10 protein-coding genes and 1 pseudogene are annotated in these 19,681 nt (G+C 70.8%); 6 read left to right on the top strand and 5 right to left on the bottom strand.

Translation table 11 applies throughout. The annotated features are described in order from the left end of the window. Positions 1 to 817 (top strand): annotated as a pseudogene (locus ABT053_RS38200) (hypothetical protein); the annotation flags it as partial. Positions 818 to 889: 72 nt separating this feature from the next. On the opposite strand, the gene ABT053_RS38195 reads toward ABT053_RS38200, so the two are convergent. From ABT053_RS38195 to ABT053_RS38185, 3 genes are read right to left on the bottom strand one after another with little or no spacing between them, the layout of a single operon-like run. Beyond that, positions 890 to 5,104: a CHAT domain-containing protein gene (locus tag ABT053_RS38195; protein ID WP_350976035.1), complete on the bottom strand. Its 4,215-nt coding sequence runs from the start codon at positions 5,102 to 5,104 to the stop codon at positions 890 to 892. Between the two features lie 41 nt (positions 5,105 to 5,145). Then, positions 5,146 to 8,727 carry a CHAT domain-containing tetratricopeptide repeat protein gene (locus tag ABT053_RS38190; protein ID WP_350976031.1) on the bottom strand — a complete coding sequence of 1,194 codons (3,582 nt, stop codon included), beginning with the start codon at positions 8,725 to 8,727 and terminating at the stop codon, positions 5,146 to 5,148. Positions 8,728 to 8,743: 16 nt separating this feature from the next. Continuing rightward, a complete protein-coding gene (locus ABT053_RS38185) occupies positions 8,744 to 9,094 on the bottom strand; it encodes a CATRA system-associated protein (RefSeq protein ID WP_350976030.1) in 351 nt (116 codons plus the stop codon). 105 nt (positions 9,095 to 9,199) lie between these two features. Between ABT053_RS38185 and ABT053_RS38180 the strand changes: the two genes are divergently transcribed. From ABT053_RS38180 to argS, 5 genes are all read left to right on the top strand, one after another. Then, positions 9,200 to 11,251 carry a CATRA conflict system CASPASE/TPR repeat-associated protein gene (locus ABT053_RS38180; protein WP_350976028.1) on the top strand — a complete coding sequence of 684 codons (2,052 nt, stop codon included), beginning with the start codon at positions 9,200 to 9,202 and terminating at the stop codon, positions 11,249 to 11,251. Positions 11,252 to 11,302: 51 nt separating this feature from the next. Continuing rightward, on the top strand, positions 11,303 to 12,376 hold the full coding sequence (locus ABT053_RS38175) for a macro domain-containing protein (protein WP_350976026.1): 1,074 nt from the start codon (positions 11,303 to 11,305) through the stop codon (positions 12,374 to 12,376). A 105-nt stretch (positions 12,377 to 12,481) separates the two neighbouring features. Continuing rightward, the gene (locus ABT053_RS38170; RefSeq protein ID WP_350976025.1) at positions 12,482 to 14,254 is read left to right on the top strand and encodes a hypothetical protein; all 1,773 of its coding nucleotides are present in this window, start codon (positions 12,482 to 12,484) and stop codon (positions 14,252 to 14,254) included. Positions 14,255 to 14,273: 19 nt separating this feature from the next. Further along, on the top strand, positions 14,274 to 16,229 hold the full coding sequence (locus ABT053_RS38165; RefSeq protein ID WP_350976023.1) for a carbamoyltransferase family protein: 1,956 nt from the start codon (positions 14,274 to 14,276) through the stop codon (positions 16,227 to 16,229). Next, positions 16,226 to 17,944 carry an arginine--tRNA ligase gene (gene argS, locus ABT053_RS38160; protein ID WP_350976021.1) on the top strand — a complete coding sequence of 573 codons (1,719 nt, stop codon included), beginning with the start codon at positions 16,226 to 16,228 and terminating at the stop codon, positions 17,942 to 17,944. The genes ABT053_RS38165 and argS overlap by 4 nt, the downstream gene beginning before the upstream one ends. 1 nt (position 17,945) lies before the next feature. Here argS and argR read toward each other — a convergent pair whose 3' ends face one another. Both argR and ABT053_RS38150 read right to left on the bottom strand, forming a co-directional pair. Next, positions 17,946 to 18,488 carry an arginine repressor gene (gene argR / locus ABT053_RS38155; protein ID WP_350976019.1) on the bottom strand — a complete coding sequence of 181 codons (543 nt, stop codon included), beginning with the start codon at positions 18,486 to 18,488 and terminating at the stop codon, positions 17,946 to 17,948. After that, entirely contained in the window at positions 18,466 to 19,680 is a 1,215-nt protein-coding gene (locus ABT053_RS38150) for an argininosuccinate synthase (protein ID WP_350976018.1), read from the bottom strand. The genes argR and ABT053_RS38150 overlap by 23 nt, the downstream gene beginning before the upstream one ends. Between the last annotated feature and the right edge of the window lies 1 nt (position 19,681).

The following is a 19,681-nucleotide window of genomic DNA, read 5'->3' as shown; positions in this document are numbered from 1 at the left end:
GCGAGCGCTACGGCGTGGGCATGGGAGAGTCGGCCAACTGCGTGATCGTGGCGGCGCCGCCCCCGGCCCCGCTCCCGCCTCCGCCCCCGTCACCAAACCCGTCACCGAACCCGTCACCGCACCCGTCACCACCCTCGTCACCACCCTCGTCGCCGAACCCGTCACCGCCCCCGTCGTCGAACCCGTCGTCGAACCCGGAAGGAAGTCACGACCCGTGAACCCCGTGAACAAGGTCCTGAGGTACGCCGCGGCCATCCTGATGGCCGGGCTCGGGCTGCTGCTCGGCGCCCCGGCCGCCTCCGCCGCACCCGCCACCATCTCCACCGCTGCCTCCACCACCGCCTCCGCCGCGCCCGGCTCGCCCCTCGCCCTGGAGGTCGCCGGAGACGGCGCCCGCAATGTCAACGTGCTGTTCACCTGGAAGAAGGACGGCCGCCCGGTCACCGACATCGTCGCGGCGACCCTGTTCGCGAAGGCGGCCGACGGCCGTACCTTCGGCCCGATCCCGCTGAAGTCGGCCCCCGAGGGCCAGAACCTCTACAACGCGGCCGAGCCGCTCCCCGCGGGCGAGTGGAAGGTCACCGTGACCGCCACCAAGCCCGCCGAGGCCCGCAGCAAGTCGACGACCGTGAAGGCACAGGACATCAAGCTCCCCGCCGCGACCACTCCGGCGTCCACCACGGCCCTGGCCGAACGCGCCGCCCAGGAGAGCTCGTCCGACGACCTCCCCCTCCAGATCGGCATCATCGCCGCCGCCGCCCTGGCCGCCGTCGGCATCATGGTCGTCCTGGTCCGCCGCCGGAACGTCTCCGGCTGACCTCCGGGCCTGAGGCCCCCCCGTCCGGCCTGTCGGCAACCCCGCCCCGACGACCCGACCGACAAAGCACCGCTAGGCGCCGCTGTGGATGTGGGCAGCCCATGCCGAGGGCCGGTTCGGCGCCAGCGAGCGAAGGGATCTCGTCGCCCGGTGCAGCGCCCTGGCGGCTGAGCCTTCCGGTGATCCCGGGCCCGCCGCGAGATCGGCCGTGAGATCGGCGTAGACGACCTTCGCGACCCGAACGGCCGGTCGGTCCCTGATCTCCCAGAGGGTGCCGATGACGTTCCGGTAGCCGGCCAGCTGGAACGCGGAGATCAGGTGGATCGCCTCGTCGGGGATCGCGGTGCCGGTCCGGGCGGTGGCGCAGGCGGACAGGAACGCGAACTCGGCCTGGGTGAGCCGGAGCCGCGCCACATCGGCGACCTTCAGCCCGCCCCCGGGATCGTCGTCCAGGTGAAGCCGGTTGCTGGACGGATCCGCGAGCTCACTGAACCCGTGGCAGCAGAAATGTGCCCACGGGTATCGCGACAGCGCCGCCACCACGGCCTCGCGCAGCCCCGGCCCGCCGTCAAGGACGCGGGCCCGCGCCCCGAACAGGGCGGTGAGCAGCTCCGCCTCGTGCTTGGTACCGGGAATGGCGGCCGTCGACGCGGTACGGGGCACAGACACCACGACGACCTGGCCGGCCGGCTTCTCAGCCGCCGGTCCACCCCGGCGGCGCGCGTGACGCAGCGAGCGGATCGTCGGCGTGTAGGACGACATCACCCGATCGAGCACCGTCATCGGGACGGGCTCCGACCGGGTCGCATGGTGCCCGGCGGCGTGCAGGGGCAGCAACGACAACAGCCCTGACGGGCACCACCACAGCCGCGGCCACGGTCCTCCCCGCGAGGGCCGGCCGCCGATGCCGAGTCCCTCGTCGAGTACCGGTCCCGCGATCGTGTCCCAGAGCCGGCCCAGCATCCGGATCAGATCCGGCTCCTCGGCGGCTCCGTCCACCGCGCCGAGTACGTCACCGACGTGCTCCCGGACGATCTCCGGAGTCTCCGGGGACAGCGGAACGACGCTGATTCCGCCCACGCTGAGGACGAGCGCGTCCGACCGGATCGAACTCACGTTGAGCAGCACGAAGTGCTCGTCCGCCGACGCGGGCAGCAGTTCGTGCGCGGGCGGCGGAAGCAGGAAGTTCGCGAAGCCGGGCAGACTGCGGATTTCCGCCACGATCTGCTCGAATTCCTCGCGGATCGCGCGCCGCCCGAGCGCTTCGCGCTGCTCTCGCCGAACGGCCGACACCACGTGGCCGCGCACAGGGACGGGCGCCGCGGCCGTATCGAGCGAGAACCCGCTGAGCCGTTCACGCAACGCCAGGAAGCGCCCGCCGATGTCCTCATGCGCCTGGAGCAGGTCGCTCACATCGCTCCTGATGTCGAGAGCCTGCCCGATGAGGACCCCTCGTCCTTGCTCCCAGAGGCTGACCGCCAGCTCGGGATCGCCGATTTCCAGGCAGCAGGCGACCGCGTCCGAGGCCAGCCCGGACAGGCGTCCCAGGGTGAATTCCTGATCGAGCCGGTTCAGGTCGCGGGGGGCCGTGCTCGTCAGCAGCTCGACCGCCGTCCGATAGCCCTGGACGGCTTCGGCCCAGTCCCCCGTCTCCGCGGCCACTCTCCCCCACCGGCGCGCCGCCTGAGCGCGGATCGCGGCAGGAGCCGTGCGGGCCGACGCGGCGGCCCTGAGGTGATCCATCGCCTCGGCGCGATCCCCCGACCGGTGCCGCACCAGCAGGGCGACCGCGAGGTCGTTCGACCGGCCGGCGAACTCGGGATTGTCGTGCGACGTCAGCCGGACGACTTCGCGGCCGACGGCGACGGCGTCATCGAGATCGGCAGGCCGGCCGGTGGCGTCGAACCTGGCGACCAGCGCGGTGCCGAGGATGGTCAGATATCTGGAGCGGTCGGGGTTCTCGGCCGCCGTGCCGTCGACCGCCGCCTTGACGGCGCGTACCGCCGCGTCCGCGTCGGCGGCCGAACCTCCGAGTTCCGATCTGACCCTGAGCGGGAGACTCAGGTTGGAGAGGATCGCCGCACGGTCCGGGTCGTCGCGCGGCATCGAAGCGACCGCCTCCTCCCCCGCGTCGATCGCGCCGTCGAGATCCGCGGTGGAGCGGGTCCGGTGGAACCTGACGAAGCGAGCGGTGCCCAGGTTGGAGAGCCGGGCGCTCCGATCCGGATGGCCGCGCGCGGTCTCGTCCACCGCCGCCTCGGCGAGCTCGACGGCATGGTCGAGGTCGACGAGCGCACCGGCGCGCTCGTACCGGGCGGACAGGGCCACGCTGAGATTCGACAGCCGGCTGGGCCGGTCCGGGTCGCCCACAGCGGTGACGGTGGCGGCCTCCAGGCCGGACGCGACGGCCTCGTCGAGATCCGCGGGCGCACCGGTCGCCTCGTACCTGCAGAGCAAGGCCACGCCGAGGTTGGTGCCGAACATGGCCCGGTTCGGATGGCCCACCCGGACGGACGCGACGGCGTCCCGGTACAGGAGGATGGATTCGTCGAGTTCGCCGATGTCCCCCCTCCACTCGAACGAGCGCAGCAGCGCGCCGGCGAGGGTCGAAAGGCGGCCGGGCCGTTCGGGATGGCCGTCCGCGGTCCGCGCGACCGCCAGGCGGCCGGCTCCGATCGCGTTCTCCAAATCGGCCGTCAGGCCCGTCCTGCCGAACCGCTCCAGCAGGGTCGTCCCCAGCCCGGCCAGGTACGTCGAGCGATCCGGATGCCCGGCCGGGGCGACCTTGAGCGCGGCTTCCTGTGCCCGGCAGGCCGCGTCCAGATCGTCGACGTCCGACGCGTGCTCGCCCCGGGCGGACAGGGCCATTCCGAGCGCGTTGAGCCGGCCGGCCCGTTTGACCGCGGAACCCGGCTCGATCGCGCAAGCCCGTTCGGCGGCCGATACGGCCTCGTCGACGTCGGAGGTCGTGCCGGTCCGCTCGAACCGGCGCAGCAGTGCGGTCGACAGGCCGGTCAGGTGGTCCGCACGCTCGGCGCCGTCCGCGACCGCCAGCGCGACCGCCTGCCGGCACAGGTCGACGGCCTCGTCGATGACGTCCGGCGCCCCGGAGCGTTCGAACGAGACACGGAGCGCGCCGGCGAGGTTGGCCAGGAACATGCCGTTGGAGGGAGCGGTCGCGACGCACTCCCGCAGCAGCGCGATTCCCTCGGCCGGATCGGCGTCGAGAAGTTCGTGCTCGGCCCCTGTGGACAACGCGGTGCCCAGCAGATTCAGCAGTGTGGCCCGATCGGGATCCGCGACGGGGGTTCCGGCGAGCGCGCTTCCGGCCAGGGCGATGGTCTCGGCCAGGTCCTCGCGGTCCTCGCCGAGGTCGAAGCGGGCGAACAGGTCGAACGCGAGATCGGCCATGCTCTCGGGCTGGTCGGGGCCGGCCGCCAGCCGGTCCCTGCCCAGCACGATCGCCTCGTCCAGATCGCGCGGGTCGCCCGCCTGGTCGTAGCGGTCGCGCAGGACGACGCCGAGGGCGACCAGATGGTCACGCCGATCGGGATGGTCCGCGGGGAGGCAGGCCACGGCCGCCCGCCCGAAGGCGACCGCGTCGTCCAGGTCGTTGAAGAGGCCCGTCCGCTCGAAGCGATCCTGCAGGTCGACGCGGAGGTTGCTGAGATACATGGCCCGATCGGAGCCGAGGTCGGCGGTGACGGCGACGAGCCGCCTGCCTAGGGCGATCGCCTCGTCCAGGTCGGTGAGCGAACCGGTGAGATTCCATCTCGCCGACAGCGCGAGGCTCAGCCCGTTCAGCCGATCCGCCAGGTCGGGATGGTCGTCCGGCGTCGCGGCCACGACCATCCGGAAAAGCCCGACGGACTCCTCCAGATCGGCCGGCTCGTCGACGTCCTCGGCTCGGCGGTAGAGGGCGTCGGCGAGGTGGAACAGCTGATTCATGCCGCCGGGATGGTCGATGGAGACCAGGATCATGCTGTGCCGCAGGAGGTGGATCGCCGCGTCCAGAGCGGCGGGATCTTCGGAATCCACCTCCGGGCGCACGCCGTACGCCACGGTGAGAAGGTCCAGCGCCGCGTCGAACGTCTCGTCGCTCTCCGCGCCCTCCGGCAACACCAGGAACCGGAACCAGAGCAACGTGCCCGCCGCCCGGGCGACGTCGACGTCGGCCGCCGGGTCGGCGACGGATCCGAGAAGATCGGAGACCTCGGTACGCGCCGCCTCCGACAGCACCGATTCCGGGATCGGCCTCTCCTGAAAGGCCGCGACCCTGGCCTGCACCTTTCTCAACCGCGCGCGAGCGGCACCGTCCGGCACAACCGTCACAGTCCCACGTGGATGAAGGCGGCCCACTGCTCGGGGTCGCGCGGGTAGCGCTTCCTGAGGCGGCGCACCGCGGCGTCGAGGGCGAAGGCGGACGCGTCGGAGTCGGGGACTCCTGCCGGGACGAGGGCGGCGTACAGGGCCGTGACCATGCGGCACGCGATCGCGTCCGTCACCGGCCAGAGGGTGGCGATGACGTGCCGGAAACCCACGATGCGCATGGCCGCCGCGAGATTGACCGACTCGTCGTACAGCCGCGCGCTCCCGCCCGAGGTCTCACACGCGGACAGGACCGCCAGGTCGGCGTCCGCCAACTGCTCCTGGGCGAGTTCGCCGACCGTGAGCGGGTCATCTCGCCAATCCCACAGCAGGAACGCGCTGTCGACCGGGTGCCGGTGGTCGTGCCGGGCGTGGCAGGCGAAATGGACCCACTGACTCCGGCGTAGTTCGCTTCGGACCGCGTCCGCGGTCGCGTCCGCACCGGAAAGGACGTGCACCCGATCCGCCGGAAGGCGTTTCGCCACTGCGGCGATCTCCCGGGCGGTGCCCGGCAACAGGGTCTGGCCGGTGAGGCGGGGCAGCCCGATCACGAGCTGGCGTACCGCGGCGGGCCGGGGTTTCGCCCGGGCCTCCAGCAGCGCGGCCAGCGTGGGTGTGTAGGAGGACACGACGTGAGCGGCGGCGCTGTCGTTCCGGTCCTCCGCGGCGTGCAGGGGCAGGAACGACGCGGGCCCGATCGGCGACCACCACACCCTCGGCCGTGTCTGCCCGGCCGCCCGATCCATGGCGGCCAGGACCGGAGCGACGATCGTCTGCCACAGCGAGGCCAGGAGCTCGGCGGTGGTCACCCGTTCGGCCGCTCCGGAGACCGGGACGGGCGACCAGGAGTCGGTGAGCCGTACGATCTCGGCGTGCGTCACCAGGTCGAGCGGGACGACACGGGCGTCTCCCGCGGAGACGACGATCGCGTGGCAACCGAGGCTGCTGGTGTTGAGCAGGACGACCGGACCGTACTCCGCCGCCTCGGCCAACGCCTCGAAGGGCGCCGCCCGCTGGAAGTCCGTGAACCCGTCGAGGTCCCGGACCTGTGAGATCAGCGCGTCCCACCGTCTGGCCGCTCGCCGCCGTTCGACGAGGCTCGCCTCGGTCCCCATTCTGGCGCCGCCGCGGAAGAGCCGGCTGGTGCGCGACCATTCGGCGGGCCGGTCGAGCCGGGTGCGAAGCGCACGCAGCTCCGCCGCGAGCTCCGGATGGGCGTCGCCCAGTTCCTGCACGGCCCCGCGCAGGTGCAGGAGCTGGCCCCACAGGACCGAACGTCCCTGCTCGGCGAGTTCGACGGCTCGCCGGGGCTGCCCGGAGATCGCCAGGCAGCTCACCGCCTGGGACACCAGGCCGTTCCATACGGCCAGGGAGTCCTCCTGCGTCTCACGGTCGAAGCCGTGCCAGGCGAGGGTCGGCAGCAGCTCGATCGCGGTGGCGAAACCGAGAGCGGCGTCCTGCTCGTCACCCCGCTCCCACGACCGCACCCCCCAGCGATGGGCCGCCCGGATGCGGTCCTTGACCCGTGCGGTCGGTAGGCCGGCCGCCGTTCGTACCCACGTCAACGCCTCGTCGTACCCGGTCGGCGAGGCGGATCGGACGGCGTCGGCGTGCACCGCGTCGGCGAGCGAGAGCAGGGTGGAGGCCCGGTCCGGATGATCCACCGGCGTCGATTCCACCGCCTGCCGGCCGAGTCGTACGGCCTCCCGCAGCTCGGCTTCGTCGCCGGTGCGCTCGGCGCGCGTCCGCAGCCTGTCGGCGAGCGCCGCGATGTAGAGCGGTCGCAGCGGATCGCTGTCGACCATCGCGCGCAGCGCGGCGCGACCGGCCTCGACGGCGTCGGCCAGGTCCTGCGCGCCGCCTCGGCGGCTGAACCGGTCCTCCAGGGCCAGGCCCAGATTGTGCAGGTAGAGCGCCCGGTCGGGATGCGGCCGGGGGCAGGCTTCCACGGCCTCCCGGCTGAACCTGACGGTGTCCTCGAGATCGGAGTCGGCCAGGGTCAGTTCGTACCGGGCGTGCGTCGCGGTGGCCAGGTTGGAGCGGAAGATCGCCGCCCCGGGGTTGTCCGGAGGGACGGATGCGTACGCGGTCCGGGCGAGCTCGACCGCTTCGTCGAGGTCGCGCCGGATGCCCATGAACTCGTAGCGCAACCGCAGGCTGAGCGCCAGGTTGGTCAGGAAGTCCGCCCGCTGGAAGTGCCCGTCCGGTATACCCGCCAGCGCGATGCGCTCGGCGTCGATCGCCTCGTCCAGATCGGCCTCGTCGCCGCGACGCAGGTGGCGTTCGCGAAGCGTCATGCCGAGGTTGGCCATGCACATCGCGAACGCCACGTCGTGGTCGGTCGTGCCGTCGACGGCGGCTCGGACCACGGTGATCGCCTCGTCCAGATCGGCGAGTCCACCGGTGTGGGTGTACCGCTCGCACAGCGTCGCGCCGTAGTTGCCCTGATAGAGGGACAGGTCCGGACTGCCTTCCGGGGTGCGGGCGACCGCGTCGCGCCCGGCCGCGAGAGCCGCTTCGAGATCGGCGAGGTCGCCGCGCCGATCGAACCGGGTGCGCAGGATCAGGCCGAGGTTGTTCAGGTACATGGGCAGGTCCGGGTCGTCGTCCGCGGTCGACTCGATCGCGTGCCCGAGCGCGTCGGCGGCGGCGTCGATGTCCTCGTCCCGGCCGGACGCCCCGAAGCGGGTGTTCAGCGCGACGCCGAGGTTGGACAGGTACATGCCGATGTCCGGGTCCTCCGGGTCCGCCCCCCGCACCGCCTGCCGGCCGGCCTCGACGGCGGCGTCGAGGTCTGCGGGACCGCCGTACCAGTCGTAGCGGGTACGCAGGGAGCCGCACAGGTTCGACAGCCAGGCAGGACGATTCGGGTCGTCCTCGGAGGCGTCCTCCAGACCGCGCCGGCCCACCTCGATCGATTCGTCGAGATCCTCCGCGCGCAAGGTCCGCTCGAAGCAGACGCGGAGCGCGAGGCTCAGGTTGGCGCGGTACATCGGCAGATTCGCGTCGCGGGGGGCGGCCGCGGCCACGGCGGCGCGGCCGTACCGGACCGCGTCCTCCAAATCGGCCGCCGATCCGGTCCGCTCGGCCAGGTCCCGCAGGGCGTTGCCGTGGTTGGACAGGTACATGGCGTACGAGGGATCGCCGGATCCGCTGGCCTCCACGGCCGCCTTGGAGAGGCCGACGGTCGCGTCGATGTCCGCCGGATCCCCTCGGTGGTCGAACCGGAGGTGCAGCGAGTTCGCCAAGGCGGACAGATGGAAGGCGAGGTCCGGGTCGTGCGCCGCGTCCCCCGCCACGGACTCGCCGCCGACCGCGATCGCGGCGTCGAGGTCGGCTTCGGAGCCGGTCCGGTCGAAGCGGAGTCGCAGGGCGAGCCCGAGGTCGCCCGCCAGCACCCGCCGTTCCGGCCCGCCAGGCGGCGTTCGGCGGAGGGCGTCGACGGCGGCGTCGAGTTCGCCGGCGTTCAGGCGCGCCCTGGCCTCGGCCAGGGACTTCTCCGCGTCACCCGCCCGGCTACGGCGAAAAACCCACCGCGGCATCCTGTCACCCGGTCTCTCAGGCGGATCCCTCGGCCCCGTCGGCATCGTCGGGTTCCATCGTGTGGACCAGGTAAACCACCTGCTCGCGCAACTTTTTCGACGGCGGCCTTTCCTCCTCGTCCCCCACCTTGATGACCCGGTACGGACTCGCCAGGTCGAGCTCGATCGTGGCCGCGTGCAGCGCGGACAGGTCACCGCGGGCGAGGGCGTCGGCGATCGATTCGATGATCGGGGAGATCGTCTCCCAGTGTGCTGGAGTGGCGCTCCAGTCCAGGACGTCCCGCAGGGCGTCGAGTGCTTCGGCCGTGATCTGCTCCGGGCCGATGGGGGGCTCGTCGTCGAAGGTGCCGAGGTCGTGCTCGCGCATACCCAAACCCTATCCAGTGGCCACGCGGCGGGAGTCTCCATCGTTAGACTTGGTATCCGTCACTTCCTCAGCGGCCCAGCGCCGCGCTCTAGCCGGGAGCCGTCGATGAGGACGACAGCAAACGTTTCCCTCGTAGCGGAGCAGGAACTCGTCGCGCATGTGTTCGTCGTCGAGGACGGCTGGCGGCGCGAGGGCTGCGGCCGGACGATCGAGCTCCTGACGGCGCGCGGCGAGGAACATCTGGGCACGACCAATCCCATCCCGCTGCGCGGCGGCCCGTTCGACGGTGTCATCGCCCTCCGGCAGAGCCCCGGCCGGGACGCCCAGCTGCTGACCCGCCGCGAGAACGGCGTCGTCTGCGTCTCCGTGCTGCTCGCCGCCTCCCGGGAGGCCCCCGACCCCGCGGACGCGCTGACTCCGTGGCAGCGGATGGACCGGCTGCTGGACGCCGTGGTCGGCGACGTGACCGAGGGCCTCATCGGTGTCGTACGCCTCTATCTGGGAAAACACACCGATCCCGCAGGCGCCGGCGCCGAGCTCGCCCCCCTGCTGCCGCCGGCCGGGCAGGAGACGGGCTGGTGGAATCGCGACTCCTCGTCCGGGTCCGGATTGACCGCCTGGGAGCTGACGTCCCGGCCGGACAGCCGGATCGAGCGAAGGATCGTGGTTCTCGCCCCTCCGGACGGCAACCGGCAGCTCAGCGTATGGACCTGGTCCGACGGAACGCCCCTGCTTCCACCGTTGGCCCGCTATCTCCAGCATGTCGCCAAGATCCGCTACGAACTGCGTGTCCTGTCCCGCGCACGACCGGCGAGCGAACTGTGCCGGCTGATCGAAAGCGGCATCCTCGAACTTCACGGGCTGGTGAACGCCGCGGGCCGGTCCGCCGGGCCGTTCGACCGGGACGCGATCGGCTGCCGGCTCGACTCCCTGCGCGCCGACCAGGCCCGGGCAGCGGCGCGGATCGCGAAGCTCAAGACCATGCGCCGCACCGTCGCGATCGCCACCGCGAGCGGGCGGGCGGCGCTGGAGGGCGACGCCGCCGGCCAGGGGTATCTGTTCCACGACGACACGGAGCTCTTCTCCTGGTTCGAGCGGCAGCTCGAGGATGACATCTCCTACCTGGAGTCCGCGTACGAGGGCGCGGCGCGGCTGGGCGAGAGCCTGGAGAGGTTCGGCGTTCCGCACCGGCCGGCCCGGCCCCCCGCCACGGTGCCGCGCCCGGTCGTGGGCATCGTGACGGCGATGCCGGAGGAGTTCGTGGCCATGCGCGCCATGCTCGAGAACCGGACCCGGACGAACGTGGCGGGCGACCGGGCCAACTACGTCGTCGGCACCCTGCCGGGCCTCGCGCCGGACGTTCCACATCATGTCGTGCTGACCCTGCTCGGCGACACCGGCAACGACTCGGCCGCCGACGGCTGCGCCAACCTGGTCCGGAGTTTCGACTCGGTCGCACAGATCCTGATGGTGGGGATCGCGGCCGGCGTGCCCGATCCGGTACGGCCGGAGCGACACGTCCGGCTCGGCGACATCGTCGTCTCCACCTGGGGAATCGTCGACTACGACCACGTGATCGACCGGGTCGGCGGGCCGGTTCTGCGCCAGCCGTTCCCGCGGCCGTCGCGGCTCCTCACGCACCACGCCAACTGGCTCGCGGCCGAGGAACTGCAGGGCAGGCGTGCCTGGGAGGCGCTGCTCTCCGCGGCCCTGGAAGCCGGCCTGCCCGACTTCGCCCGCCCGCCGGCGGCCACCGACCAGCTCTTCCTCGCCGAGGAGCCGACCCACCTCGTGCCACATCCGGACCCCCGGCTCAGCGGGCACCGGCCCGGCTGGCCGAAGGTCCACCACGGCCACATCGGCAGCGCGGACCACTCCCTGCGAAACGCCCGCGTGCGCGCCGAGCTCGCGGCCGAACACAACCTGCGCGCCCTGGAGATGGAGGGCAAGGGCATCGGGAACGCCGGGTTCGCCAACGGCCTCGAGTGGCTCGTCATCCGCGGCATCAGTGACTACGGCGACAGCCGCACCGACAACGTCTGGCGGAAGTACGCCTCGCTGGTCGCCGCGTCCTACGCGCGGGCGCTGCTGGCCGTCTGTCCCCCCATCGCCCCCCGGGGCGGGCACACGGGAGCGGCGACCTTGTCCGGGCAGTGAGGGGCGGTGAGCCTCTGTCCACAATGACTCGAACGGAATGCGGTCAAGGCGATGAGCGACCTTTTCACCGAGTTGGTGCACCTCCGTCGCGGACGCGGCGTCCTTACCGGCACTCTGATCGACCGCGTCGGCCCGCTGCTGCGCGCACGGGCGGGGATCGGCGACTCCGACGGGGACACCGAGGTCGCCGAACGCTTGGTCGCCTATCTGGAGACACTGGCCGACACACTGCCGGCTGATCTTGCCCTGGCCTTCCGGGTCGGCTTGGCGCTGCATCCGGACGCGCAGTTCCGGTTCTTCGAAGAGCGGATGGAGTGGCTCGGCACGGAGTTCGACCGGGACGCCCGCACCATGCGGCGCCGCTTCGACGAGGCGGCCCGTCTCCTCGAGATGAAGAGCCGGGAGGGCGTTCCCTCCGAGGGGCCGCTGAAGTACCAGAGCGAGTACCTCTACCGGCCGCGGGCGCTGACCGAGTCCTCGGACATCCGGATCGGCTTCATCACCGGAGACATCCGGCGGGTCAGGTGCGCCGACATCTGGGTGAACTCCGAGAACACCCGCATGGAGATGGCCAGGTTCGAGGAGCACTCCGTCTCGGCCGTCATCCGCTACCACGGCGCTCGGCGCGACGAGACCGGCCACGTGGTCGACGACCGGATCGCGCGGGAACTCACCCAGAAGCTGGGGCAGAGCGGCCAGGTCGCCCCGGGAACGGCCATCGCCACCCGATCCGGGGACCTCAGGGAGACCAACGGGGTCCGGTTCATCGTGCATGTGGCGACGGTCCAGGGCCAGCCCGGCACGGGTTACCGCCAGGTGCGCGACATCGGCCACTGCGTGGCCAAGGCACTGGAGACGGCCGAGAGGCTCGCGAGCACCGATCCCACCCTGCGGACCATCCTGTTCCCCATTCTCGGCTCGGGCGTGGGCGGCGCGGAGCCGGTGGGCACCCTCCGCACGCTGGTCGGAGAGACTCTCGACCACCTGGTGGCGGTCCAGGGCGGGCTGCGGACCGTGCTCTTCCTGGCCTACAGCGCGAAGGACCTCGCCGCCTGCCGGGTCGCGTTCCCGGCGGATTCCCCGTTCCTCGTCGCCGTCAACGACGTCAAGGCCCATCAGCACTGACGCCGGCCGATCTGTCCTTGAACTGTCCGGAAACTGTCCGCTGCGCCGAGAAGCCCCGTGGAAACATGATGGTCAATCACTTGCGATCATGTTCCGGAGGACGAGGTGGCCGTATTCGGTTACGACGAATCGTGTCAGGAGCGCTGGACGATTTCGGATGACGAGGCTTCCAGACGGTTTCCGCGCCAACCGGAACGGCTGTCCTTCGGTCATCTCGCGCGGCTCGCCAACGGTGTCCTGAACGCCGAAAGCCGCCGGCTCACCGCGCGCTGGACCAGCGCCGAACTGGCCGGGATCGATGTCGTCGTCCTGCCCGATCCGGCGCTGCCGCATCCGATCGACCGGGCCGGGATCGACGCCCTCGTGAACTTCGTCAGAAACGGCGGCGGGCTCTTCCTCATCGTGAGTCACCGCAATTCCGGACCCGAATCGGCCGCTTCGGTGATCGCGGCGGCCTTCGGCGTCCGAGTCACCGGCGACGAGGTCGTCTCGTCCCGGCACGGCCACGATCACCTGCTGTCGGCGGTCACGACGTGCGCGGGCATCCAGGCGCGCGGGCCCGCGTCGGGGGTGCGGCACATCGTCTGCCACGGGGGCGTCTCGCTGGAATGCGCACGCGAACCGCTCACCGCGATCACCGCGCCGGCCGGGCACATGGTTTTCGCGGCGGTGTCACACGGACTGGGTCGTGTAGCGGTCATCGGCTCCGGCGAACTCTTTTCGATCCCGTACGTCGGCCAGGCGGACAACGCGCTTCTCTACATCGGCACCCTGGCCTGGCTGGCAGGGGAAGACCCTCGCGAAGACGAGTCCGAACGCCGTAGGGAGACCATCCGTGAACTCCTCGGGGAGAACCATTACTCGCCCCGCCTGCCGCCACGCGGAATGGGAGCGGGCGACGAGAAGGCGATTCCCACCATCGACGTCTCGGCGGCGAAACGGAAACTCCTCCGGCTCTATCGAAGGGGCCTTTCACCGTATGCGGACATCGGCGGCTTTCTTCGGCATGCGGAATCGTCATACCACGAACTGCCCACGGACATCAGGCACGCCATCGCTGATTTCAGAAACAACTCCAACGATTCCGGCGCTCTTCTCGTCACGGGCCTGCCCAGCGACCCCGCCCTTCCGCCGACTCCCGGCGACCCGGCCGCCGCACCTTTCCGGGACACCTATTTCAGCGAATTCTGGCTCACCGTCGTGAGTTGCGGTCTCGGGGATCAGGTGGGCTACATGCAGGAGGGCGGCGGGACGTTCTTCCGCAACGTCCTGCCGACCTCGGAGAACGCGACACTGCTGTCCTCCGAGAGCTCCGCCGCCCCGCTGGACTTCCATACCGAGATCGCGTTCCACCCGGCCATGCCGGATTACCTGCTGCTCTACTGCCTGCGCCCGGCCCCGCGAAACGACGCCCGGACCCTGGTGGCGGGCGCCCGAAACATGATCGCGCTCGTACCACTTGGATTCCGCCCGGTCCTCTTCCGCCGGGCGTTCCGGACCGGCGTCGACTACTCGTTCGGCAGCCAGAACGGGCAGGCCGGGAACGGCCCCCTGACCTCCGTACTGTACGGAGATCCCTTCGACCCGCTGCTGTGCCTGGATCCCGACCTCATGGTCGGGGAGGACGAGGAGGCGAGCGCGGCCCTGGCGGCGATCAAGGCCACCATGGCGAGTTGCGCGGCCGAGGTATCCCTCGGCACATCCGACCTGCTGGTCATCGACAACCGCCGCGCCGTGCACGGGCGAAGCCGGTTCACGGCCTGCTACGACGGCCAGGACCGCTGGCTCCAGCGCTCCTACGCGGTGCGCGACATCAACCGGTACTCCGAAGAGCTGGTCGGCGACGGGCGGGTCTTCGGTACGGCCTTCGCCGTCTGACAGAAAGCGGGCACGAAAGATGGTCAACGCGCTCGGCTTCCTCGGCCACCCGCACCCCGGAACCGCGAGCCGCGAGCCGGTGTTCGCGGGGTGGGACTCGGGTTGGTACCACAATTCCGCGGCCGCGACGATGAACGGGAGGGGAATCGTCGCGGCCGCGGAAGAAGAGCGTTTCAGCCGGAACAAGCACACCGGTGTGTTCCCCGCGCAGGCCATCGGCTACTGCGTCGGGGAGACGCGCGGAGGTCTGGACGTGGTCGCGTTCGGCGAGACCGGCGGGTTCGGCGACCTGCGTGATCCCGCCATCAGCGTGGAGGCGGTGCGCGGCCTGCTCGAAACCGAATGCGGTCTCGACACATCGGGCACAGAGGTCACGCTGATCGACCACCACACGAGTCACGCCTACAGCGCCGCGATGGCGTCCGGTCTCTCGGACGCGCTGGTGGTCACCGTCGACGGGTTCGGGGACGGCATCTCCGGTTCGTTCCGGATGATGAGCGGCGGCGCTCTGGCGGAGCCGTACCGGGTGATCCCGTTCAGCAAGTCCCTGGGCCGGTTCTACTCCTCGGCGCTGTCCTACCTCGGATACGGCGACGGCGACGAGTACAAGGTCATGGGACTCGCCCCGTACGGGGATCCGGACCGTTTCGCGGCGCCCTTCGCGGAGTTGTTCGACATCGAGGACGACGGCGGGTTCGCCATCGCCGGCCATGAGCAGGACGCCATGTTCCAGCGGTTGCGCCGGCTGGGACCGGAACGGGCGCCCGGTTCGCGGTTCGCGAAGCATCACGCGGACATCGCGGCGGCACTTCAGGCGGCGCTGGAGAAGATTTTCCTCCATGTTCTCGATCATGAGATGAAGCGCACGGGGACGCGGGCGGTCTGCTTCGCGGGCGGTGTGGCCCACAACTCGAGCATGCTCGGGAAGCTGGCCCGGGAACTGCGGCCGGACGAGCTGTTCGTACAACCGGCCGCCGACGACGCGGGCATAGCGTTGGGCGCGGCGTACGCCGGCCTGGACAAGATCAAGGCCAACCCCGTCCGCGGTCTCGGCGACGCGTTCCTCGGGCCCGGCATCGACGAGTCCTCGGTCGGCGCGGCCGTCCGGCGGTGGCGCGGCTGGCTCTCGGTCGAGCGTTCGGGCAAGCCCGTCGAGGCCCTCACGCGACTCCTCGCCGAGGGTGCCGTGGTCGGGGTCGCCCGAGGACGGATGGAGTTCGGGCCGAGGGCACTGGGCAACCGCAGCATTCTGGCCGATCCCCGGCCCGCGGAGAATCGGGACCGGGTCAACCGGCTGGTGAAGTCCCGCGAGTCGTTCCGGCCGTTCGCACCGGCGGCCGCGGAAGAGGACGCGACCCGGTTCTTCGATCTCGACCTGTCGCCGTCGGCGTACCGGTTCATGACGCTCGTGAGCAGCGTGCGGCCGCGGTTCCGGTCGACCCTGGCCGCGGTCACCCACGTCGACGGCACCGCGCGCGTGCAGACCGTGTCTCGGGAGACGAACCCGTTCCTGCACGCCCTGCTCCGCGACTTCGGCGCGCGCACCGGCGTTCCGGTACTGCTCAACACCTCGCTGAACAACCACCGCGAACCGATCGTGATGACCGCGGAGGACGCCATCGCCTTCCTGCTCACCTCGGGCATCGACTGCCTCCTCCTCGGTGCGGACACCATCGTCCGCCGCGCGCCCGGCCGCTCCCGGATCGAGTTGCTCCGCGAGAGCCGCTTCGTGCTGCGGCGCGGGTGTTTCGCCGCGGCGGTCGACCGCGGCGAGGACCGCCGCCACGTCGTCGTGGGCCCGGGACGCAGGGAGATCCCGGTGGGGCGGGAGTCCTTCCTGGTCCTCACCGGCGTGATCCCTCCCCCGGAGGCGTCCGACGAGGGGCTCGACGACCTGTTCCGCCTGTGGACCGAACGTGTCGTCGACGTGGTTCCCGGTACCGACCCGACGTTCCACTCGAAAGGGAGCCGATGAGCAGCCTGGAGGGTCTTCTGTCCTCCGCGGTACGGCCGGCCTTCGCCGAGATCAGCGGCGACGCACTGGCCGATCCGATCCTGCGCAGGTCCACCCGGTGCGACTACCAGCTGAACGGGGCGCTTCCGCTGGCCCGGACGCTGTCGGTGAGCCCGCGTGAGGCGGCGGCCCGCGTCATGGATTCCGTCGATCTCCGCGACCTCGTCGACCTGGTCGAGATCGCTCCCAACGGCTTCATCAACCTCACCGTGCGCGACGACGTGATCTCCCGTCTGCTCGACGAGCAGCTCGCCGACCCCCGGCTGGGGATCCGGACCGCGACGGAGGTCAAGACGATCGTGGTCGACTACTCGCACCCGAACGTCGCGAAGGAGATGCACGTCGGGCACCTGCGTACGACGATCATCGGCGATTCGCTGGTCCGGATGCTGCGGCGCCTGGGCCACACCGTGATCAAGCAGAATCACATCGGCGACTGGGGCACGCCGTTCGGCATGCTCATCGAGCATCTCCTCGACATCGGTGAGGCGAACACCGCGGCGCTGCTGTCCGTCGGCGATCTCAACGGGTTCTACCGGGCCGGGCGGGAGAAGTTCGACGCGGACCCGGACTTCGCGGACAGATCGCGCCGGCGCGTGGTTTCGCTGCAGAGCGGCGACGAGGAGAGCGTCTCGCTCTGGCGCGTTCTCGTCGACCAGTCCATCGGCTACTTCCAGCACGTCTACGCCAAGCTGGGCGTGCTGCTCGAACCCTCGGACATCGTCGGCGAGAGTTTCTACAACGATCTGCTGCCCGGCGTCACCGCGGACCTCGCCGCCGCCGGTCTGGTTACCGAATCCGATGGCGCGATGTGCTGCTTTCCCACCGGTTTCGTCACGCGCACCGGCGATCCGCTGCCCCTCATCGTGCGCAAGTCCGACGGCGGTTACGGCTACGCGGCCACCGACCTGGCGGCCCTGCGCGACCGCGCGGGCCGCCTGGGAGCCGACGAGATCCTTTACGTGGTCGGCGCTCCGCAGCGCGAACACCTGGCCATGTGCATCGCCACCGCTCGTGAGGCGGGCTGGGTGCCCGACGAGGTACGGACCGAACATGTCGCGTTCGGCAGCGTCCTCGGCCCCGACCGCCGCCCGTTCAAGACCCGCGCCGGTGCCTCCGTCCGGCTGATCGACCTGCTGGACGAGGCGGTGCTGAAGGCCGGCCAGGTGGTGCGGGAGAAGAGCCCCTCGCTGGACCCGGACGAACACGAGTCGATCGCCGAAGCGGTCGGCATCGGCGCCATCAAGTACGCCGAGCTCTCCATCGACCGGGTCAAGGACTACGTCTTCGACTGGGCGCACATGCTGTCCTTCGAGGGCAGCACCGGGCCGTACCTGCAGTACGCGCACGTTCGAGCCCGCTCGATCCTGCGAAAGGCCGGACATGCCGGATCTGTGCCCATCTCTGTCCGCGAGCCGGCGGAGCGCAGGCTCGCCCTCGCCCTGCTCGACTACGGCGGGACGGTCACCGACGCGATCGCCGATCACGCGCCGCACCGGCTGTGCAACCACCTTTTCGGGGTCGCGGAGAGCTTCGCGGCCTTCTACGAGTCATGTCCGATCCTCAAAGCGGACGAACCCGTTCGGGGCAGCCGCCTCGCGTTGACCGAGGGCACCGCACTGGTCTTGAAAGACGGCCTGGGCCTGCTGGGAATCGCGGCTCCCGACCGGCTTTGACTCACGCCGAGGCGGCCCCGTCAAGCAGGCCCAGCAGCCGGGCGGCCAGATCCCGCCCGCCGCCGGGGTCGCGCGAGACGACGACGACCGAGTCGTCGCCCGCGACGGTGCCGAGAACACAGTGCCAGTGGACCTGGTCGACGGCGGAGGCCAGATACCGGGCGGCTCCGGGCGGCGTATGCAGAATCACCACGTTGTTTGACGTGTCGACCGATACCAGGAGTTTCCGAGCCAGCCGCGTCAGCCGGGCATCGGGTGACTCCACGGCCGCTCCCCGCCCGCTGCCGGGCTTCGGCGCCACGTAGACCAGCCTGCCGTCCGGCGCCCGCAGCCGGACGGCACCGATCTCCAGGAGGTCGCGCGAGATGGTGGCCTGGGCGACCCTCAGCCCGCGCGCCGCGAGGTGCCGCGCCAGCTCGGTCTGGGAGCGCACCGCGTGGTGCGCCAGGACGTCCCGCACGTACGCCTGCCGCGTCTCCTTGGTCGGGGGCGTCTTCCCCGAGACGCCCCCGGACCCGGGGTCAGGGCTGTTCCCGTCCGTCATAGCGCCGGTCCCGCATCGCAGCGATCTTGCTGGGCAGACGCCACAGATCGACGAAACCTTTGGCGGCGCTCTGGTCGAAGGCGTCCCCCTCTCCGTAGGTGGCGAGGTCGTACTGGTAGAGCGAGGCCGCGCTCCGCCGGCCGGTCACCTCCGCCCGCCCGCCGCAGAGGGTCAGCCGGACATCGCCGGTGACGTACTGCTGGGTGTTGGCGATGAAGAGATCGAGGGCGCTCTTCAGCGGGGCGTACCAGAGTCCGTCGTAGACGAGTTCGGTCCACCGCTGGTCCACCTGGCGCTTGAATCGGGCGAGATCCCGCTCGATGGTGACGCCTTCCAGCTCCCGGTGCGCGGCGAGCAGCGTGATCGCCGCCGGAGCCTCGTAGACCTCGCGGGATTTGATGCCGACCAGCCGGTCCTCGACCATGTCCAGCCGGCCGACCCCGCGTGCCCCCGCCCGGGCGTTCAACTCGGTGACGAGTTCGAACGGAGGCAGTGACCTCCCGTCGATCCTGGTCGGCACGCCGCGCTCGAAGCCGATGACCAGTTCGTCCGCCTCGGTGGACGCGGCCGGGTTGGTCGTGTACGTATACATGTCCTCCAGCGGGGCGTTCCAGATGTCCTCCAGCAGGCCGGCCTCCACGGCACGCCCCCAGAGGTTCTGATCGACGGAGTACGGCTTCGCCTCACTGGCCTCGATCGGCAGTCCGCGCTCCTCGGCGAAGGCGATGGCCTTGTCCCGAGTCCAGGCATGATCACGCGCGGGCGCGATGCATTGAAGGTCCGGTTTGAGTACGGCCAGTCCCGCCTCGAACCGAACCTGATCGTTGCCTTTGCCGGTGCAGCCGTGCGCGACATGGGTGCCGCCGAACCGGTCGGCCGCTGCGGCGAGATGTTTCACGATCAACGGCCGGGACAGCGCCGACACGAGGGGATACCGCCCCATATAGAGGGCGTTGGCGCGGATGGCGGGGAAGCAGTAGTCCCGGATGAACTCCTGCTTGGCGTCGACGACGATGGACTCGACGGCGCCGCAGTCGAGCGCGCGCCGCCGGATCGCCTCCATGTCCTCGCCGCCTTGTCCGCAGTCGACCGTCATGGCGATCACCTCGGCGCCCATCCGTTCGGCCAGGAACGGGATGGCGACAGAGGTGTCCAGCCCTCCGGAGAAGGCCAGGATGACGCGGGCGGTCACG

The sequence above is a fragment of the Streptosporangium sp. NPDC002524 genome (assembly GCF_040295985.1).
GTDB lineage: Bacteria > Actinomycetota > Actinomycetes > Streptosporangiales > Streptosporangiaceae > Streptosporangium.
Note: the sequence above shows the minus strand (reverse complement) of the source record. Positions and strands in the feature narration are given on the sequence as shown.

Bases quoted from the DNA above. Each gene is read 5' to 3' on its own strand.
- ABT053_RS38190 (WP_350976031.1), bottom strand. From the start codon at position 8,727: ATGCCGCGGTGGGTTTTTCGCCGTAGCCGGGCGGGTGACGCGGAGAAG.
- ABT053_RS38185 (WP_350976030.1), bottom strand. From the start codon at position 9,094: ATGCGCGAGCACGACCTCGGCACCTTCGACGACGAGCCCCCCATCGGC.
- ABT053_RS38180 (WP_350976028.1), top strand. From the start codon at position 9,200: ATGAGGACGACAGCAAACGTTTCCCTCGTAGCGGAGCAGGAACTCGTC.
- ABT053_RS38175 (WP_350976026.1), top strand. From the start codon at position 11,303: ATGAGCGACCTTTTCACCGAGTTGGTGCACCTCCGTCGCGGACGCGGC.
- ABT053_RS38165 (WP_350976023.1), top strand. From the start codon at position 14,274: ATGGTCAACGCGCTCGGCTTCCTCGGCCACCCGCACCCCGGAACCGCG.
- argS (WP_350976021.1), top strand. From the start codon at position 16,226: ATGAGCAGCCTGGAGGGTCTTCTGTCCTCCGCGGTACGGCCGGCCTTC.
- argR (WP_350976019.1), bottom strand. From the start codon at position 18,488: ATGACGGACGGGAACAGCCCTGACCCCGGGTCCGGGGGCGTCTCGGGG.